This is a genomic window from Moraxella oculi (assembly GCF_023336735.1).
Classification (GTDB): domain Bacteria; phylum Pseudomonadota; class Gammaproteobacteria; order Pseudomonadales; family Moraxellaceae; genus Moraxella; species Moraxella oculi.
The window spans coordinates 14,715-28,325 of record NZ_JAMBAQ010000018.1 but is presented as its reverse complement, the minus strand read 5'-3'; the positions used below and the strand labels follow the sequence as shown (position 1 = coordinate 28,325).

Sequence of the window (13,611 nt, the reverse complement as noted above, 5' to 3'; positions counted from 1 at the left end):
GCTGCCTAGGTTGCCGTTTTGTAGATTTTGAGCGAGGGTGCGTACTTTAGATGCAGCTGCTAAAGTCCCCATGAGCTTGGCACGGCGAGAGTCGGTGTCTTGGGTGGCGTCTTTTAAAGTTTTAATGCTTTGTACATCACTCACAACACTGCTTGAAACACCGGCAGTCACCCCTGTGGTTTTTTGTAAGAAGTGTGATTGATTGCTGGTTTGGATATTTTGGCTTGTGATGTCTACAGCTTGGGCTTTAAATAAAATATTACCTGTATTGGCATCAATCGCATCTTTTTGAGCGATGATGTCACTATTGATGATATTGATGTCATCACCAGCTTCAAGGCGGATGTTACCCCCTGTGGTGCCAATCAATGAGCCTGTATAGGTGGTTTGCTCATGGCTGTTTTCTTGACGAGTGTGCTGTTTGCCTAGGGTCACTGAGGCGGGTGCGGTGGTAAATATGCCTTTTTTGGTGGTTTGCTCGCTACTGTGGCTACTTAGACTGTCTGTGGTAGAGCCAATGCTAAGCTGTTTGTCGGCTTTAACAAGAATATCGCCATCCGCCAATACTTCAGTTGCCATCAAAGTAGTATTGACACCGCTGATGACAACTTGATTGCCACCCACCTGATTTTTTATGCTGGTGCTGCTGTGCTGCTCAAAGCTGGACTGTTCGGTCTTACTGCCTGTTAAGCGGCGATTGGTGTGTAAACTTTCACTCTCTACACTCTGTGTTTGCCGCCCCTCAGTCATGCGTACATCACCGGTCGCCTTAACAGCAGTCACACCTTCCGACTGTACGCTTGAGCCTTGGATGTTAATGTCTGCGTTTTTGCCCGTGGTCGTGATGATGGTGTTACCAGCACTTGTGATGTTTGAACCCACATCCGTAGTTTGATTGTACTTAAAGTAATTATTGTCATCTGCCACAGCACTGATGTGGTTGCTTGCGGTAACAGTGCCAATGTCGATGCCATTTTCGGCGCTCATTTGGGTATTACCGCCTGCGTTGTCTGATGTGGCACCTTGATAGATGATCTGATTGCCACGCAGACTTAGGGTGGTTGATGGTTTGCCGTTTTCATCAGTTTTGTCTTTTAAGCCCTCACCAACACTGATGGTGGCGATTTGGCTTAGGTCAGTTCTGCTTGAACTACTTTTATCTTGTGTGTTTGTTTGGGTGGTGGTTAGACTTTGGTTGATGATTTGGTTGCCAGCATCAAGACTCATGGCACTGTTTGCGTGTAGGGTGCCATGATTGGTGATGTCATTGTTTGCTTTGATGGCGACAAAGTTGCCATCAATAACGCCTGTGTTATTGACATTGTTTGCGGTGATGGCAGCAGTGTCTTTGGCGATGAGGTTGCCATTATTGTCAAGATCGCCAGTCAGCTGCATGTTGATATTTCTTGCTGAGACAGCACTGTATCTGCCATCAGGGGTAAGTGCACCTGTCGCAATATTGGCAGAACGCAGATACAGCTTGGGTACTAAGGCGTCTTGGGTTTTGGTGATGCTATTGCCATCTTTGTCTTTGGTGACGACCGTAATTGGTTGTTTGACCAGCCAGACGATGTCCGTGGTTAAGTTTGCCATCTGCTCAGGCGTGAGTGCGGTGCCAAGCGTGTAGCCGAACTGTTTGGCTGATGCGATGCCATTATCCATCAGCTGTTTAAAGGCTTCTTCATTACTGCGGTAATCGGTATTGATGTGTCTGCCTGTCAGTAGATAATACTGATCTTTAATACGCTGTTGCTCACCATAGCCATGAAAGAGGCGTTTATGGATGTGATTTGGGTCTGATTGTAATGCTTTTAGCATATAATCAGAGGATAGCCACTGTTTGTAATTGGTAAAAGCAGGGTCAGTTTGAATCAGTGGTTGATTAGGATTATCTGCATTGATGGTGTATAGGGCTGATGTTGGAATGGTGAGGGTGTTGTCATTGACATCAATGATTACAGAGAAATCACTGCCTGTGGCTGGCTTGTCAATGCTGGTGCTATTTGGCGTGGTATTGATGGCAGCATTTAGGATGGGGAGCTCATAAGTTGCTAGTGGTGCAAAGGATTGCGTAAAGCTACCACCACCATTAGGTACACGTTTATGACGACGACCACCAGCTGATGAGTGTACAGTATATCTTGTAAAGCGACCATTTTCGGTGACTTTGGTTTTTTCGCCATACAAACCATTGTCAGGTGTTTGAATCACGGTATCACCAATGATTGCAAAGCCATTACCCGCATTCATTTGGCTTTTATCGTTAATTAAGGTGTCGCCATGGATGATAAGATTTTGTCCTGCTACCATACGAGCAGGGTCAGAAGCTAGGGTTTTATCTTCATAGACGACAAAGTCAGTAGTAATGACATCCACCTCTTCGGTAACGAAGTGGAAATTGCCACTGGCGTCTTTGACATATAAAGCCCCATCAGGCGCACCTTTTTTGCTGGTTGGCGCAAGTTTTGCTTCATCGGTGGTGTAGATGTTTAGGGCTAAATCAACATCGCTTTTATTTGTGGCAAATTGGCGATTATATTCCCTGATAGCCAGTTCTAACGCTTCAATGGCAGCGGCGTTATCCTCTTCCCATTGCAATAATGGTCCCATGACTTTGGTGTAATTCGCCAACTCTTTGTTGTACTGGGTACACGCTTGATTGTTTGCACCTGCCAAAGCACAGCTTTGAGCGGTCTTGCCTTTTGGTAAGTCAGGTGCATCTAACAGGTCTTTGGGCTTGATGTTGGGAATAGGCTGTTTGGGTGGCTCAATCTTAAAGTATTCCCATATGGCAGAGTTATTGTCATAGTTAATGATGCAATCGCTACCTTCAGGGCAGTCAAATAAACCAGCCATTGGCCTGTTGCCCAAATCAGTAACATCAGTGCTCTTTTGGGCGGTGGGGATGGTGGCAGCTTGTTCGTGAGCGCGGTAAAGCGTTTGTCCATAAACAGATTCTTCCTCTACCTTAACCGTATGCTTTTTAAAGTCAGCATTGGTGTTTAGCAGGGTTTTGGTGTCAACCTGCATCTGTCCTGCCGATTCAATCGTCGCACCTTTATTGACCACTGTCTGTGCTTTGCCTGTGGCGTGATGATTGTCGTCTAGATTGCCGCCAATGTGCAGACTACCAAGACTTGTGATTAAAGCTTGATTGTCGAAATCTTCGTTGAATTTGCCTTCTCTGTCAGGATTGGGGTTGTTGTTTAAGGTGTTGACACCGATATCCAGACGCTGTCTTGCGGCAATGACTGGGGCGGTGTGATGGCTGTCGGTATCACTGGCTTTGTTGGCTGGGGTGTTGTTTAGGGTGTCGGCTTGTATGGCAAGGTGTGTGCCATAGATACGGCCGCCAGCAAGATTGTCAATGGTTTTTATAGCTTGAACAAGCGTTTTTTCGCCATTGATTAAACCTTGGTTATTGATGCTGGTTTGGCTAGTAATCTGTGTGTGATTACCGCTTGTAATACTACCTGCTTGACTGTTGTCAATGTGCTTGGCATTCAGCGTCAAATCTTGATTAGCAGTCAGTTGGCTTTGGTTAATCAGCTTGCCATCAGTGGTTAATGTGAGATTGTTTGCGATCAGCTTGTCATCATCCGTATGGGTGTAGTCGGCTTGTTGTGTGATGGTCAGGGTATCAGCCGTGATACTGCCGCCATTTTGTAATTCTTTAGCAGTGATATCTGCTTGCTTTGCTGCGGTGATGCTGCCGCCTTGATTGATGATGTTGTCTTTGGCAACAAGCGTCATATCACCGCCGCTTGTCAGGCTGCCACCTGCGTTAACAATATCAGACCCACTCTCAATCACCATACCATCTTTGGCGCTAATATCGCCTTTGCTGTTGTCAAAGCTGGTTAATTGCCAATTAATATCATCTAAGGCGATTTTACTGTCGGTGTTGGTAAGAGTCTTGGTGTTTAAGGTTTGTGCGTCAATGGATGCTTGATTGGTGTTCTTTGTCTGATTGGCGGTGATACTAATATCACCTGTGGCGGTGATGAGTGCTTGATTGCCGGTGTTGTGAATACTGTTGGTAGCAATGATATGACCACGAGCATTTGGGATGGGTTTGGTTTGCGAGTTTGAACCAGAGTCACTTAAAGTAGGTGGCTGTGGGTTGGTTGCTGTATTATCTGTTGGCTCACTGCTAATACTGCCAGCACTTTGATCACTGCTTGGGGTAGAAGGTGTGGGGATGCTGGTTTGCTCATACAGACTTTGACCGATTACAGCTTTATCGGTGTTGATGAGTGTATCGGTGGTGATATCAAGCTTACCTGTACCAGTTTGGATAAGCTGACCGGTGTTATTAAGCTTATCCGTATGAACTTGCAAAACACCGCCATAAATACTGCCAAGGTTTTCAATCGCTTCTTTGGCTGCAATCTTGGCAGTTTGGCTGCTGTGAATGATGCCTGTGTTATTAAGACTTGCGGTATTGATGGTAATATCAGCTTGTTCGCTTAACAAGGTGCCATTGTTTTGAGTGGTGTTATCATAGGTGTTGATGATGACAGCATCTTTGGCTAGGATTTTACCAGTATTAACAAGATTGCCTTGACTATCTAGCGTGAGTGTACCTGTGCCAAGCTGCCTTCCATTGCCGGTTGCTGTGATGACCCCTTGGTTATTGACCCCAAAGCCGCTGGAAGTGCCAATCAGATGGATTTTACCTGCGTACATCCCGCCCAGATTTGAGATGTCTAGAGCGACACCTTGCTGGCTTGCACTGCTGACACCATTGTTTTGATGAACGGCTGATAACTGATTGAAGTTGCCATCTTGTAGGCTGACCTGATTTTCACCTGTAATGACATCCAGCTTATACCCTGCATAGATTTCATCATTAATCTGCACAGCTTTGGCAACGAGTGCCGCATAATCTGTACCTTGCAGGTTTAATTTGCCATGGGTGGCAATATGACCTGTGCCAACTTCATAACCTGTCACTTGCCCTTGATTAACTTGGCTGTTTGCTGCTGCCAGATGTACATTGCCAGCATTGATAAACCCAGCACCATTGACCACCAAGCCTGATGGATTGGCAATGATCACATCCGCCTTTTTACCTGCCACTTCAATAAAGCCGTTTAAATAACTTGGATTATTGGAATTGACTTGGTTTAAGATGGTAGAAGCTTCCCCACGAGCCATATAGGGGTTAGCTGCCACAAAGCCTGCGATTTGGGTGCCCACTGCTTTACGGTTGTTATTTAATACAGCGCCTGTACTACCCACATCAAACTGGCTGTAATGGTTATTGGATAAGCCACGAGCATTGGGGGTTGCGATATTAACAGACACAACACCACTTGCGGTATTTAATACAATCGGCTGTAAGGCTTTATCGGCGGATTTGTCTGCAATGATGGTGGTGGGGGTGTTGGCATGGGCTGTCAAGCCTAGGCTAAGAAGAAGTGATAGCGAAAGAGTTTTTAAGCCAAAGCCCCATCCAGATGATGGTGTCGTGCTACCACCCATGCTAGGGTTGTCAGATTTGCCTTGCGATCTTGTCTTTTCAGAAACCACCACAAGTCTTCCTAGACTTTTACTAAAGATCACACGATAACAAAAACGGTTCATAATACACCCACTTATACAACCAGATTCTACTTTTAATCATCCAACGCATCTGCCAGTTTACCAATTCTTAGCAACAAAGCAGTAATATTGTGTGGATACTAGCACAGGTATTCTTAAAAATAAAGTCTTATCTATTTAAAATTTAATTTTTATTTTTTAAATTTATTTAAAAGTTACTCTGCATACCCGAATCGCTTTTTGTTTTATGATACTAATCAGCATCTATGGTTACTATGCAATTCTGTTTATAATCACAATATTTAAAAATGATTTAATTTTTTAAGATAAATCAAATGATGATAAAATCTAAATAAAGCATCTTGCAATCAACAAATTCATAAGTTACAATCGGGTAACTTTAAATACTGATTGGATGGCCATGACACGCTTTTGTTTAAAACCGTTAACCCTAACCACTTGGATTGCTTTAGGAGTCATATCACAAATCAATACCGCACAAGCGGCGGATGATTTCTTGATTGCCAACACCAACAACCAAACCCTAATCCAAACTCAAGATGCTCGCAATCAGGCATTGCTAGAGCAATTGGTGCCAAATCCAAAAGTGGTGGTAGATATAGCTGCCACTGATACCACCACCCAAATCCAAGAACAACCAACAGCAGATAATGCCATTTGTTTTGATATTCATAAGATGGGTTATTCGGTGTTATCCCAAGATGATCTCATCTTTGCAGACAAGCTTGGCTTTGCACTCATACCTGAAATCATGGGCAGCAGCAGTGTATTAGGCAAGTGTATGACAGCCACTGACATCAATGCTATTGCTACTCGTGTGCAAAACCGCTTGATTGAACAAGGCTATGTCACCAGTCGTATTATGGTTGGTGATCAGAATTTGGCAGGTGGTGAGCTAAGATTAACCCTAATCCCTGGTAAGATTGCTCAGGTGGTGGTGAATACAGCGGATAGCAAAGTACCTGTCTATGTTAAACAGACAAATAGGGCTTATCCTGCCATTTTAGACACAGCACTCACCACGCAAACAGGCAAGCTATTAAACATTCGTGATTTAGAAACTACGCTTGAGAATTTTAAACGCGTGCCAAGTGCTGATGCCAATTTTAAGATTGCGCCAAGTCATACTGGTTTAAATCCATCAGCAGATAACGCCATCAACACCCTTGGCTTTAGTGATATTTTAATTGATTATACTCAGCATCGCCGCATTCGTGGCAGTCTAAGCATTGATGATTCAGGCTCCAAATCCACAGGGAAATATCAAGGCGTAGCTACTTTGAGTGTGGATAATCTAGCCAATTACAATGATTTGCTCTATTTAAGCTTTGGGCGAGATTTGGGTAATCAAATCAATGATGACAAAGACTATCCGTCTGATAAGAGCAAGGGCTCTAAGAATTATGGGGCAGGCTTCATATTACCGATTAAAAACAGCGTACTGCAACTAACTGCCAATCGCTACACCTATCATCAAACTGTAGCAGGTAGTACCCAAGATTATATCTATGGTGGTACTTCTCGTGGGTACAACGCTAAGCTGTCTCATCTAATACACAGAGATGCTCATAGCAAAAGCCATGTGTACGCTGGCGGATATGTCAAATCCCAACAAAATGATATTGATGGTACCCTCATTGATGTACAAACCCGTAAAACCGCAGGTTATTTATTTGGCATCAGCCATGAGACCACTTTTGGCAAACAAGCCAAGCATAGCCTTAGCACCGATATATCTTATAAACGAGGCACAGCCGCTTTTAATGCACTGCCCGCACCAGAGGAGATGTTTGATGAAGGCTCAGCTCGTGTTGGCATCTATCAGCTAAACTTGGGTCTAACCAGCAGATACAATCCAGTCATAGGTAATAAGCCGTTGCCCATCATCCACAGCACCACGCTCAAAGCCCAATACGCCACAGACAGTCTAACACCAGATTTAAAGATGGCCATTGGTGGCAGATACACCGTCAGAGGTTTTGATGGTGAGCGTTCATTATCTGCGGATAATGGTATCTTAGTAAGACAAGATATCAGCTTTTATCCAAGCTTTCTAAATCAGCAAAAAGCAAACAGCCAATCAAACCATGCCATTTATCTAGGATTGGACGCAGGCTATATCACCAATCACAACAAAAGCCAAAATGAGCTACTGCTTGGACAACATCTAGCAGGTGCTTTCATTGGCATCAAAGGACAATATACGCCAAATACAAATAACCCCTACCTAAGTTTTAATTACGACATCTTCACCTCAAAAGCAATCAGTGAGCCCACAGGTTTTTCAGATAAAGATTGGGTGAGTGGTGTAAGCTTGGGGATGATTTTTTAAACGCAAGTTGACATCAAAACCATCAGTTAGGTAAATTAGCTTGGCCGGTGGTTTTTTTATGGGGTGGTCAAATCAGAGTGGAATAAGTGGTCACGTGAAGAGTGGAATAAGTGATCATTTAGAGTGGAATGTGCATTACCCCTTGTATTATGGCTTTTTTTCTTTCAGGTTGTACGGTTGCCGAATTTAATAAATTTATACAATCGACAACGACAGAAACAAAACAAACTCAACACAAATCCAAAGTTGAAAAACAAACATCTTCAACAGGACAAGTTATTCGGATTAAGAAGAACCCTAATAAAGGGAAAAAGCGAGTAAATGTAGGTGGTATGGAAATGCCTTCTCAGTTTTCTTATGATGAAGACGGTGATTTACAATTTACACCTAAAACATCAGACAGAGATATTAGAGAATACAACCGTATTCTAAAAGGTACTGGTATTCGAATAGAAGGATATTAAAAACGTGTTATTTTGATCGATTAAAGACAGCTTAATAATAGGTAGTCTTATTTATTATAGCTAGATATTGCCTAGCTATAATAAAAGTTTCATTGTAAATTAAATAACTCAAACCATTAGGGGAATCCCCTAATGGTTTGAGTTGAGATTGTAGGTAGAGATATTATAAGGAATTTGAGTTATTGGGAGTGATTGAGAATTTTGATAGGTAGGCTTATGGTTTATATATGTTTTGAAACTAAGCTAAAGAGATTTAGTCTCAATATATTTTCAGCTTCTGAAATATTCATTCCCCACATACCTGCCAATATTGGAATGCTAATATTGGCATTCCAAGGAAATAAAGCTTGTGTTTTAAAATTCCCAAAAGGTCCATCAGTTTCAATTAATATTTTTTCTATTGGCATAAGTTGAGCTAAATCATACCCCTTTTTACTACTCAACATTGCAGGTCCAACCGAGAAATAACAGCCTATTTCAACTGCTCGCTTTAACTGCTGTTTGGTACCCGAAAACCAATGAAGAATTGGTAAATTGTCATTTATTTGACTCAATTCATCTAGTGCAGCACTAGCACTCATTCTAGAGTGTATGCTTAATATTTTACCACCAGCTTTTGCTGAGCTTCTTAAAATATGACGAAAAACCTTTAATTGAGTTTCCCAATATGGCTTAAACTCTCTTCCACCATCTAAGCCAATTTCACCCACATAGCGAGTTTGGTTTAACAAAGCATCAAACAATTCTAATTCTTGCCAACGTTCGTGAGCTAATTGGGGATGTAATCCCAAAGCGGTACGAATACGAGAACAATCTTTTGCTAATAAACTTGTGCCATACCACGCTTTTGGTGTAGTTGTAACAGATAAGACATACAGATTCTCATCTTGACATCGTTCCACTACATATTGTGGATTGGAATATAAATCCAAATGACAATGCATATCCATCATAATATTTGGTTCGCTATTAAAAGTTGTTCTACTTCGTTCAATCCATCCACAAAAACATTTGCAAACTGATTTAATTGTTGAATAGGTAATGGGCCACTTTGTAAAACCCATTGATTTATATTGCGATCATTTTTTTGATGAATAGCTCTTATTAAAGCAAACAAATCATCTTTTCTATCCTGATTTATTAAAATTTGCCGAATATCATTAAATTCATATTGAGCATCATTGGTAACCCCAGCATAATGCAATGAGGCTCTACGAATCAAACAGGGAACGCAAACCCCACATTGTTGGTTTTTGCGTTTCCAATGGCTACACGACACGGTATCAGGGATAATTTGTCGCAATAATGGTAAATTTTTACATTCTGCTATCATTTGACCCTTGGTTTTAAATTGATAAGGATTTTTTAAAGTAAAAGGAATGTTGACTGCAGTGAATAATTTTTGTATTTCTTGAATAAAATAAGGATGCGTGGTACGGGTACTCAAAGTACCAACTCTGAGTGAGGTTAAAGGGGCATTGATTGAAATAACCCCATTTTCAGGTACGAAAATATCAATCTCTTTTTGAATAACTTCCTGTAATGCATAAGCTGATACAACTGCAAATGCCAAAAAATTTAAACTTCTGGTTCGCATTGTGATTTCAGCCGTACCACCATTGTTTAAATGTGGCTGTGCAATTGCATTAAATTGAGAAAAGTTAGCATATCTATTTTGGTTAAGTTGTTGAATAATTGCTTGCTGACGCGATTTATCGCCTTTATAAGAATGACTTACCAATACAGGGGAATATCCCTGTTCCAATAAATCAATCGCTCCAATCGCTGAATCTAAACCTCCTGAAAACAAACAAACGCAGTCTTTATTTCTCAAATCAACCAAGTTTGTTCTGCCATTTGGCGTATAAGGCTGTGGCGGTAATTTTCCGTCTGCCTGAAAATTAAATTGCCAAATATCGCCACTCAAAAAGTGTAAGATCTGTTCTAAGTGTGCTTTATTCGTGTGCCAAATATCAGGCTGACATAATGGCAATGTAATAGAAAAAGAACGACACCAACCATTTGCAGTATCTTTTCGCAAAACAAAAGTATCTGCTGCCGTTACTGCCATTGCAATGGCTAGAAAATCCATAACTTGATTATTGAGCCCAACACCCAACCTTCTTACACTATCCAAAACCTTATTGCCTATATGAGCAATTTGTAGATGTTTATCTCCCATTCCATACAACCGAACAGGTATTGCACCATTTGGTAGATTTTTTAATTGTTCAATGTCGTGATGAAAAACCAATTGAGTCATAAATAATCCTCCCATTCTTCCCAAATTTCCAAAATGGCTTGGTTTTGAATTTCTTGCATTTGTTCGGTTGTTAGCTGGCAAATATCATCAGTAAACTTAGGGGCAAGCGTAATATCCACCACTTCACGAATAAGTTGTCGTAAAGCATTTTCCACTTCGGCAATTTGCACAGGATTATCGCCTTTCTTCCAAGCCTTACCAGCATCGTGTGCAATTTGTAAGAAAATACTTTCAGTTAAATAACAAATCATCATTTTACCGATGACTTCAATGGTAACGCTATTTTCATCAAATGTTGTCATTCCTTCCAATGCTTCTGATAAAGCAATATTCATTGCATAACGAATTTTGTCTGAATCGCCGTGATGTCCAGCCAAAAGTTCGGTAATTTGGTTGATGACTTTATCGCAAGACTGACCATTCAAACTGTTTAAATTAACCGAATATTGTTGCTGTTGGCTGCCTGAAAAAATACCAAATAAGCCCGAACCTGCTTGGGTGATTTTGCCTAGCTTTTGTACGGCTGTATGTTTACCGCCACTCGCTTTTTGAGCATAATGACCGAGTGCTTTACGCACATCCTCACGCCCACCGCCTTGTACAGACCTACCGATCGCTTGGCGAAATCCCTTTAATCGTTGCGGTTCTGGTGTTTGCGGTAATGCTTGACCGTCATCAACCCAAGCGGGTAATAGGGGCGAACGACCATTTGGTCCTACGCTAGATTGTGAAGTGCCCATTTATTACTCCTGATACCAATTTTCATTTTTTAATCTTACTGTAAACCATTTATCATTAACACCCTTATTTTTCAATTCAACAATAAAGCGGTTTAAGATTTTTGCACCACCTTCTGAGTTTTCTGCTAACAAACAAGCTCCCGTAAAACCATTTGGACTTTTACTCCAATCATCCGCTTTTCTTAATTGCTCAATTAAGGCCTCCATAACAGAGATTTGTTCATTTATTGTTAATTGTTGAATGGTATTTTGGGTATTTTGTGAGCCTGTTCTTGATGTGGTTTTAAGCAAAATACTTAAAGCATCTTGGGCTTTTTGAGAAAGTTGAGCTGTATAAGTGTTTAGCGGTATGGTTTCTCTGGATAAATAAATTGCCGCTCGCAAATCAACATCAGATAATTTGGGCTCTAATTTTACCCATTCTTTGATAAATTCCTGAATAGGCTTATTTTCAGACAGCATTGATAAGTTTTGCTCATTTTTATTTTCCAGCTCTTTTAATAATTGGGGTTTTCCATTTTCTTCATTGATAAGTTGATAAAATTCTGTCACCACATCAGAATCTACACATCGCTCAAAAATCACTAACTTGGTAATAATTGCTTCATCTAATGGCATTTGACGCTTTTCTGAGATTTTGGTACGCATTTTAATGGTATTTAAAATGCGTTTTACAATTCTAGGATTTCCGTGAATATTAGGCGAATTCGCCAATAACGGGGCTATTCTATTTGCTCGTTCAAAATCTGCCAATAGAGCTTGATTATCTTGTTCATCAATTTTGACGGTTATCTCTTCTGGTTTTAAGGATTGATTTTGCCAAGATTGCTGCAAATGGACTTCTAAAAATTGGCGTAAGTTTGCCAGTTTTTCTGTAGGTAATTTTTGATAAATGGCGTATAACATATACAGATATGCACGAATTTCAAGCACACCTGCTTTGGGTACACGAATGGGAATTTGAATCAATTTATCCAAGTAATCAATTTGATGACGACACGACAAATCTTTGTAATGCTCTGCAACGGAATGACGAATCATCTCCTCATCAGCCGCGATAATAAATGCTGTACGATTTAGGAATAAAAATAAACGAATTGCCTCCAATGTTTGAATGGCATTAGCAGGCAGACAACGGTCAAGGTTGTCAATCACAATAACCAACTTCTTATCCAAATCCTGTAATATTTCGCCATATTCTTTTCTAAATGCATCGATTTGTTGTGGTGGCGTTTGTTTTTCTTTTGGTTTAATAAGGTTTCGTCCCGAATCAACAATATCCTTTCCTGTGTCCACAACTTGTTTACTTTCTGCCTCATCTTGAATACCGTCTAATGAATTCTTTGCCGTTTCAACTGTTTTGGAAATTAAGCCAAAAGTTGGTATTCCCATAGCAAAAGCTGCACCCTCTGCAACTAAGCCAGCCAAACGCAGACCATCGATGCTAGCTAATAAGTTTTTAGATTTTTGCAAAATAGTTTCGTCATCTTTGGCAGCCTGAATTAAATGGCTTGCAATTACTTCCAAAAGTGCTGCTCTAGCATCATCAAATCCTTGATAAAGCCAAGCGTCAAATTTAATCACAATCCATTCGTCTTGGTTGATTTCTTGCTCAATCAAATTCAATAAAGATGATTTTCCAGCTCCCCAGTTCCCAAAAATACCGATAGAAACCGGAAGCATTGTATCTGTCTCCAATATTTCGGTAACAATTTGGGAAACTTCACCAAAATTGAGATAGTCTTCTTTAGATTCGGTATCTGACCACATTAAATCCCTCTCATTTATAAAGATATAGACCTTTATATACTAACACGTTTTTCAACAAGCATTTTTAATGTTTTTATAATGATAAGTATATAGAAAGTATCAAGATTGGTGGATGAGTTATCGAAATTAAAAGATATTAGGAAAAGGGATGGAAGTGGAATAAAACAGATTAAACTACTATAATCAATAAGCGTAAAAAACAGCATACTCAAATTTAGCAATGCCTCTTATAGAGTTGAACGTGATAATTTCTACAACCTACCTGCTTTTCCTTCTTTCAATGATTTTATGGATAAACATTGCCAACTTGGTATCTCATAGCAAGCATATTGTGTAAAAATAAAATCTGAAATCTAATCTTCTCATACTTTATTTTTACACAATCCAGATTGAAAAGTAAAGAATAAGCACTTAATTATTTGATTTTAAATACCTTTATAGTTTACATTTTACTATAAAATAGAAACAACCGTT

The 13,611-nt window shown here is 40.5% G+C and carries 7 protein-coding genes; 2 read left to right on the top strand and 5 right to left on the bottom strand.

From position 1 onward, the window contains the following. Positions 1-5,589, bottom strand: a 5,589-nt coding sequence (locus M2R47_RS08095; protein WP_249101517.1) for a two-partner secretion domain-containing protein, incomplete at its 3' end; no start/stop codon positions are given. A 379-nt stretch (positions 5,590-5,968) separates the two neighbouring features. On the opposite strand from M2R47_RS08095, the gene M2R47_RS08090 reads away from it, so the two are divergent. Both M2R47_RS08090 and M2R47_RS08085 read left to right on the top strand, forming a co-directional pair. After that, positions 5,969-7,900, top strand: coding sequence for a ShlB/FhaC/HecB family hemolysin secretion/activation protein (locus M2R47_RS08090; RefSeq protein ID WP_249101515.1), 1,932 nt, complete (start codon positions 5,969-5,971; stop codon positions 7,898-7,900). 128 nt (positions 7,901-8,028) lie between these two features. After that, positions 8,029-8,364 carry a hypothetical protein gene (locus M2R47_RS08085; RefSeq protein ID WP_249101513.1) on the top strand — a complete coding sequence of 112 codons (336 nt, stop codon included), beginning with the start codon at positions 8,029-8,031 and terminating at the stop codon, positions 8,362-8,364. 221 nt (positions 8,365-8,585) lie between these two features. Here the strand turns inward: M2R47_RS08085 and qatD are convergent, their stop codons facing one another. The 4 genes from qatD to M2R47_RS08065 are packed head-to-tail and all read right to left on the bottom strand — an operon-like array spanning position 8,586 to position 13,137. Continuing rightward, entirely contained in the window at positions 8,586-9,317 is a 732-nt protein-coding gene (gene qatD / locus M2R47_RS08080) for a Qat anti-phage system TatD family nuclease QatD (RefSeq protein WP_249101510.1), read from the bottom strand. Next, on the bottom strand, positions 9,314-10,627 hold the full coding sequence (gene qatC / locus M2R47_RS08075) for a Qat anti-phage system QueC-like protein QatC (RefSeq protein ID WP_249101508.1): 1,314 nt from the start codon (positions 10,625-10,627) through the stop codon (positions 9,314-9,316). Before qatC ends, qatD begins: the two co-directional genes overlap by 4 nt. Beyond that, positions 10,624-11,367, bottom strand: coding sequence for a hypothetical protein (locus M2R47_RS08070; RefSeq protein WP_249101505.1), 744 nt, complete (start codon positions 11,365-11,367; stop codon positions 10,624-10,626). The genes qatC and M2R47_RS08070 overlap by 4 nt, the downstream gene beginning before the upstream one ends. Before the next feature lie 3 nt (positions 11,368-11,370). Next, on the bottom strand, positions 11,371-13,137 hold the full coding sequence (locus tag M2R47_RS08065; RefSeq protein WP_249101503.1) for a KAP family P-loop NTPase fold protein: 1,767 nt from the start codon (positions 13,135-13,137) through the stop codon (positions 11,371-11,373). Positions 13,138-13,611: the final 474 nt, after the last annotated feature.

What these genes read in the sequence shown, in the direction of transcription:
- M2R47_RS08090 (WP_249101515.1), top strand. Translation starts at nt 5,969, where the DNA reads ATGACACGCTTTTGTTTAAAACCGTTAACCCTAACCACTTGGATTGCT.
- M2R47_RS08085 (WP_249101513.1), top strand. Translation starts at nt 8,029, where the DNA reads ATGTGCATTACCCCTTGTATTATGGCTTTTTTTCTTTCAGGTTGTACG.
- qatD (WP_249101510.1), bottom strand. Translation starts at nt 9,317, where the DNA reads ATGATGGATATGCATTGTCATTTGGATTTATATTCCAATCCACAATAT.
- qatC (WP_249101508.1), bottom strand. Translation starts at nt 10,627, where the DNA reads ATGACTCAATTGGTTTTTCATCACGACATTGAACAATTAAAAAATCTA.
- M2R47_RS08070 (WP_249101505.1), bottom strand. Translation starts at nt 11,367, where the DNA reads ATGGGCACTTCACAATCTAGCGTAGGACCAAATGGTCGTTCGCCCCTA.
- M2R47_RS08065 (WP_249101503.1), bottom strand. Translation starts at nt 13,137, where the DNA reads ATGTGGTCAGATACCGAATCTAAAGAAGACTATCTCAATTTTGGTGAA.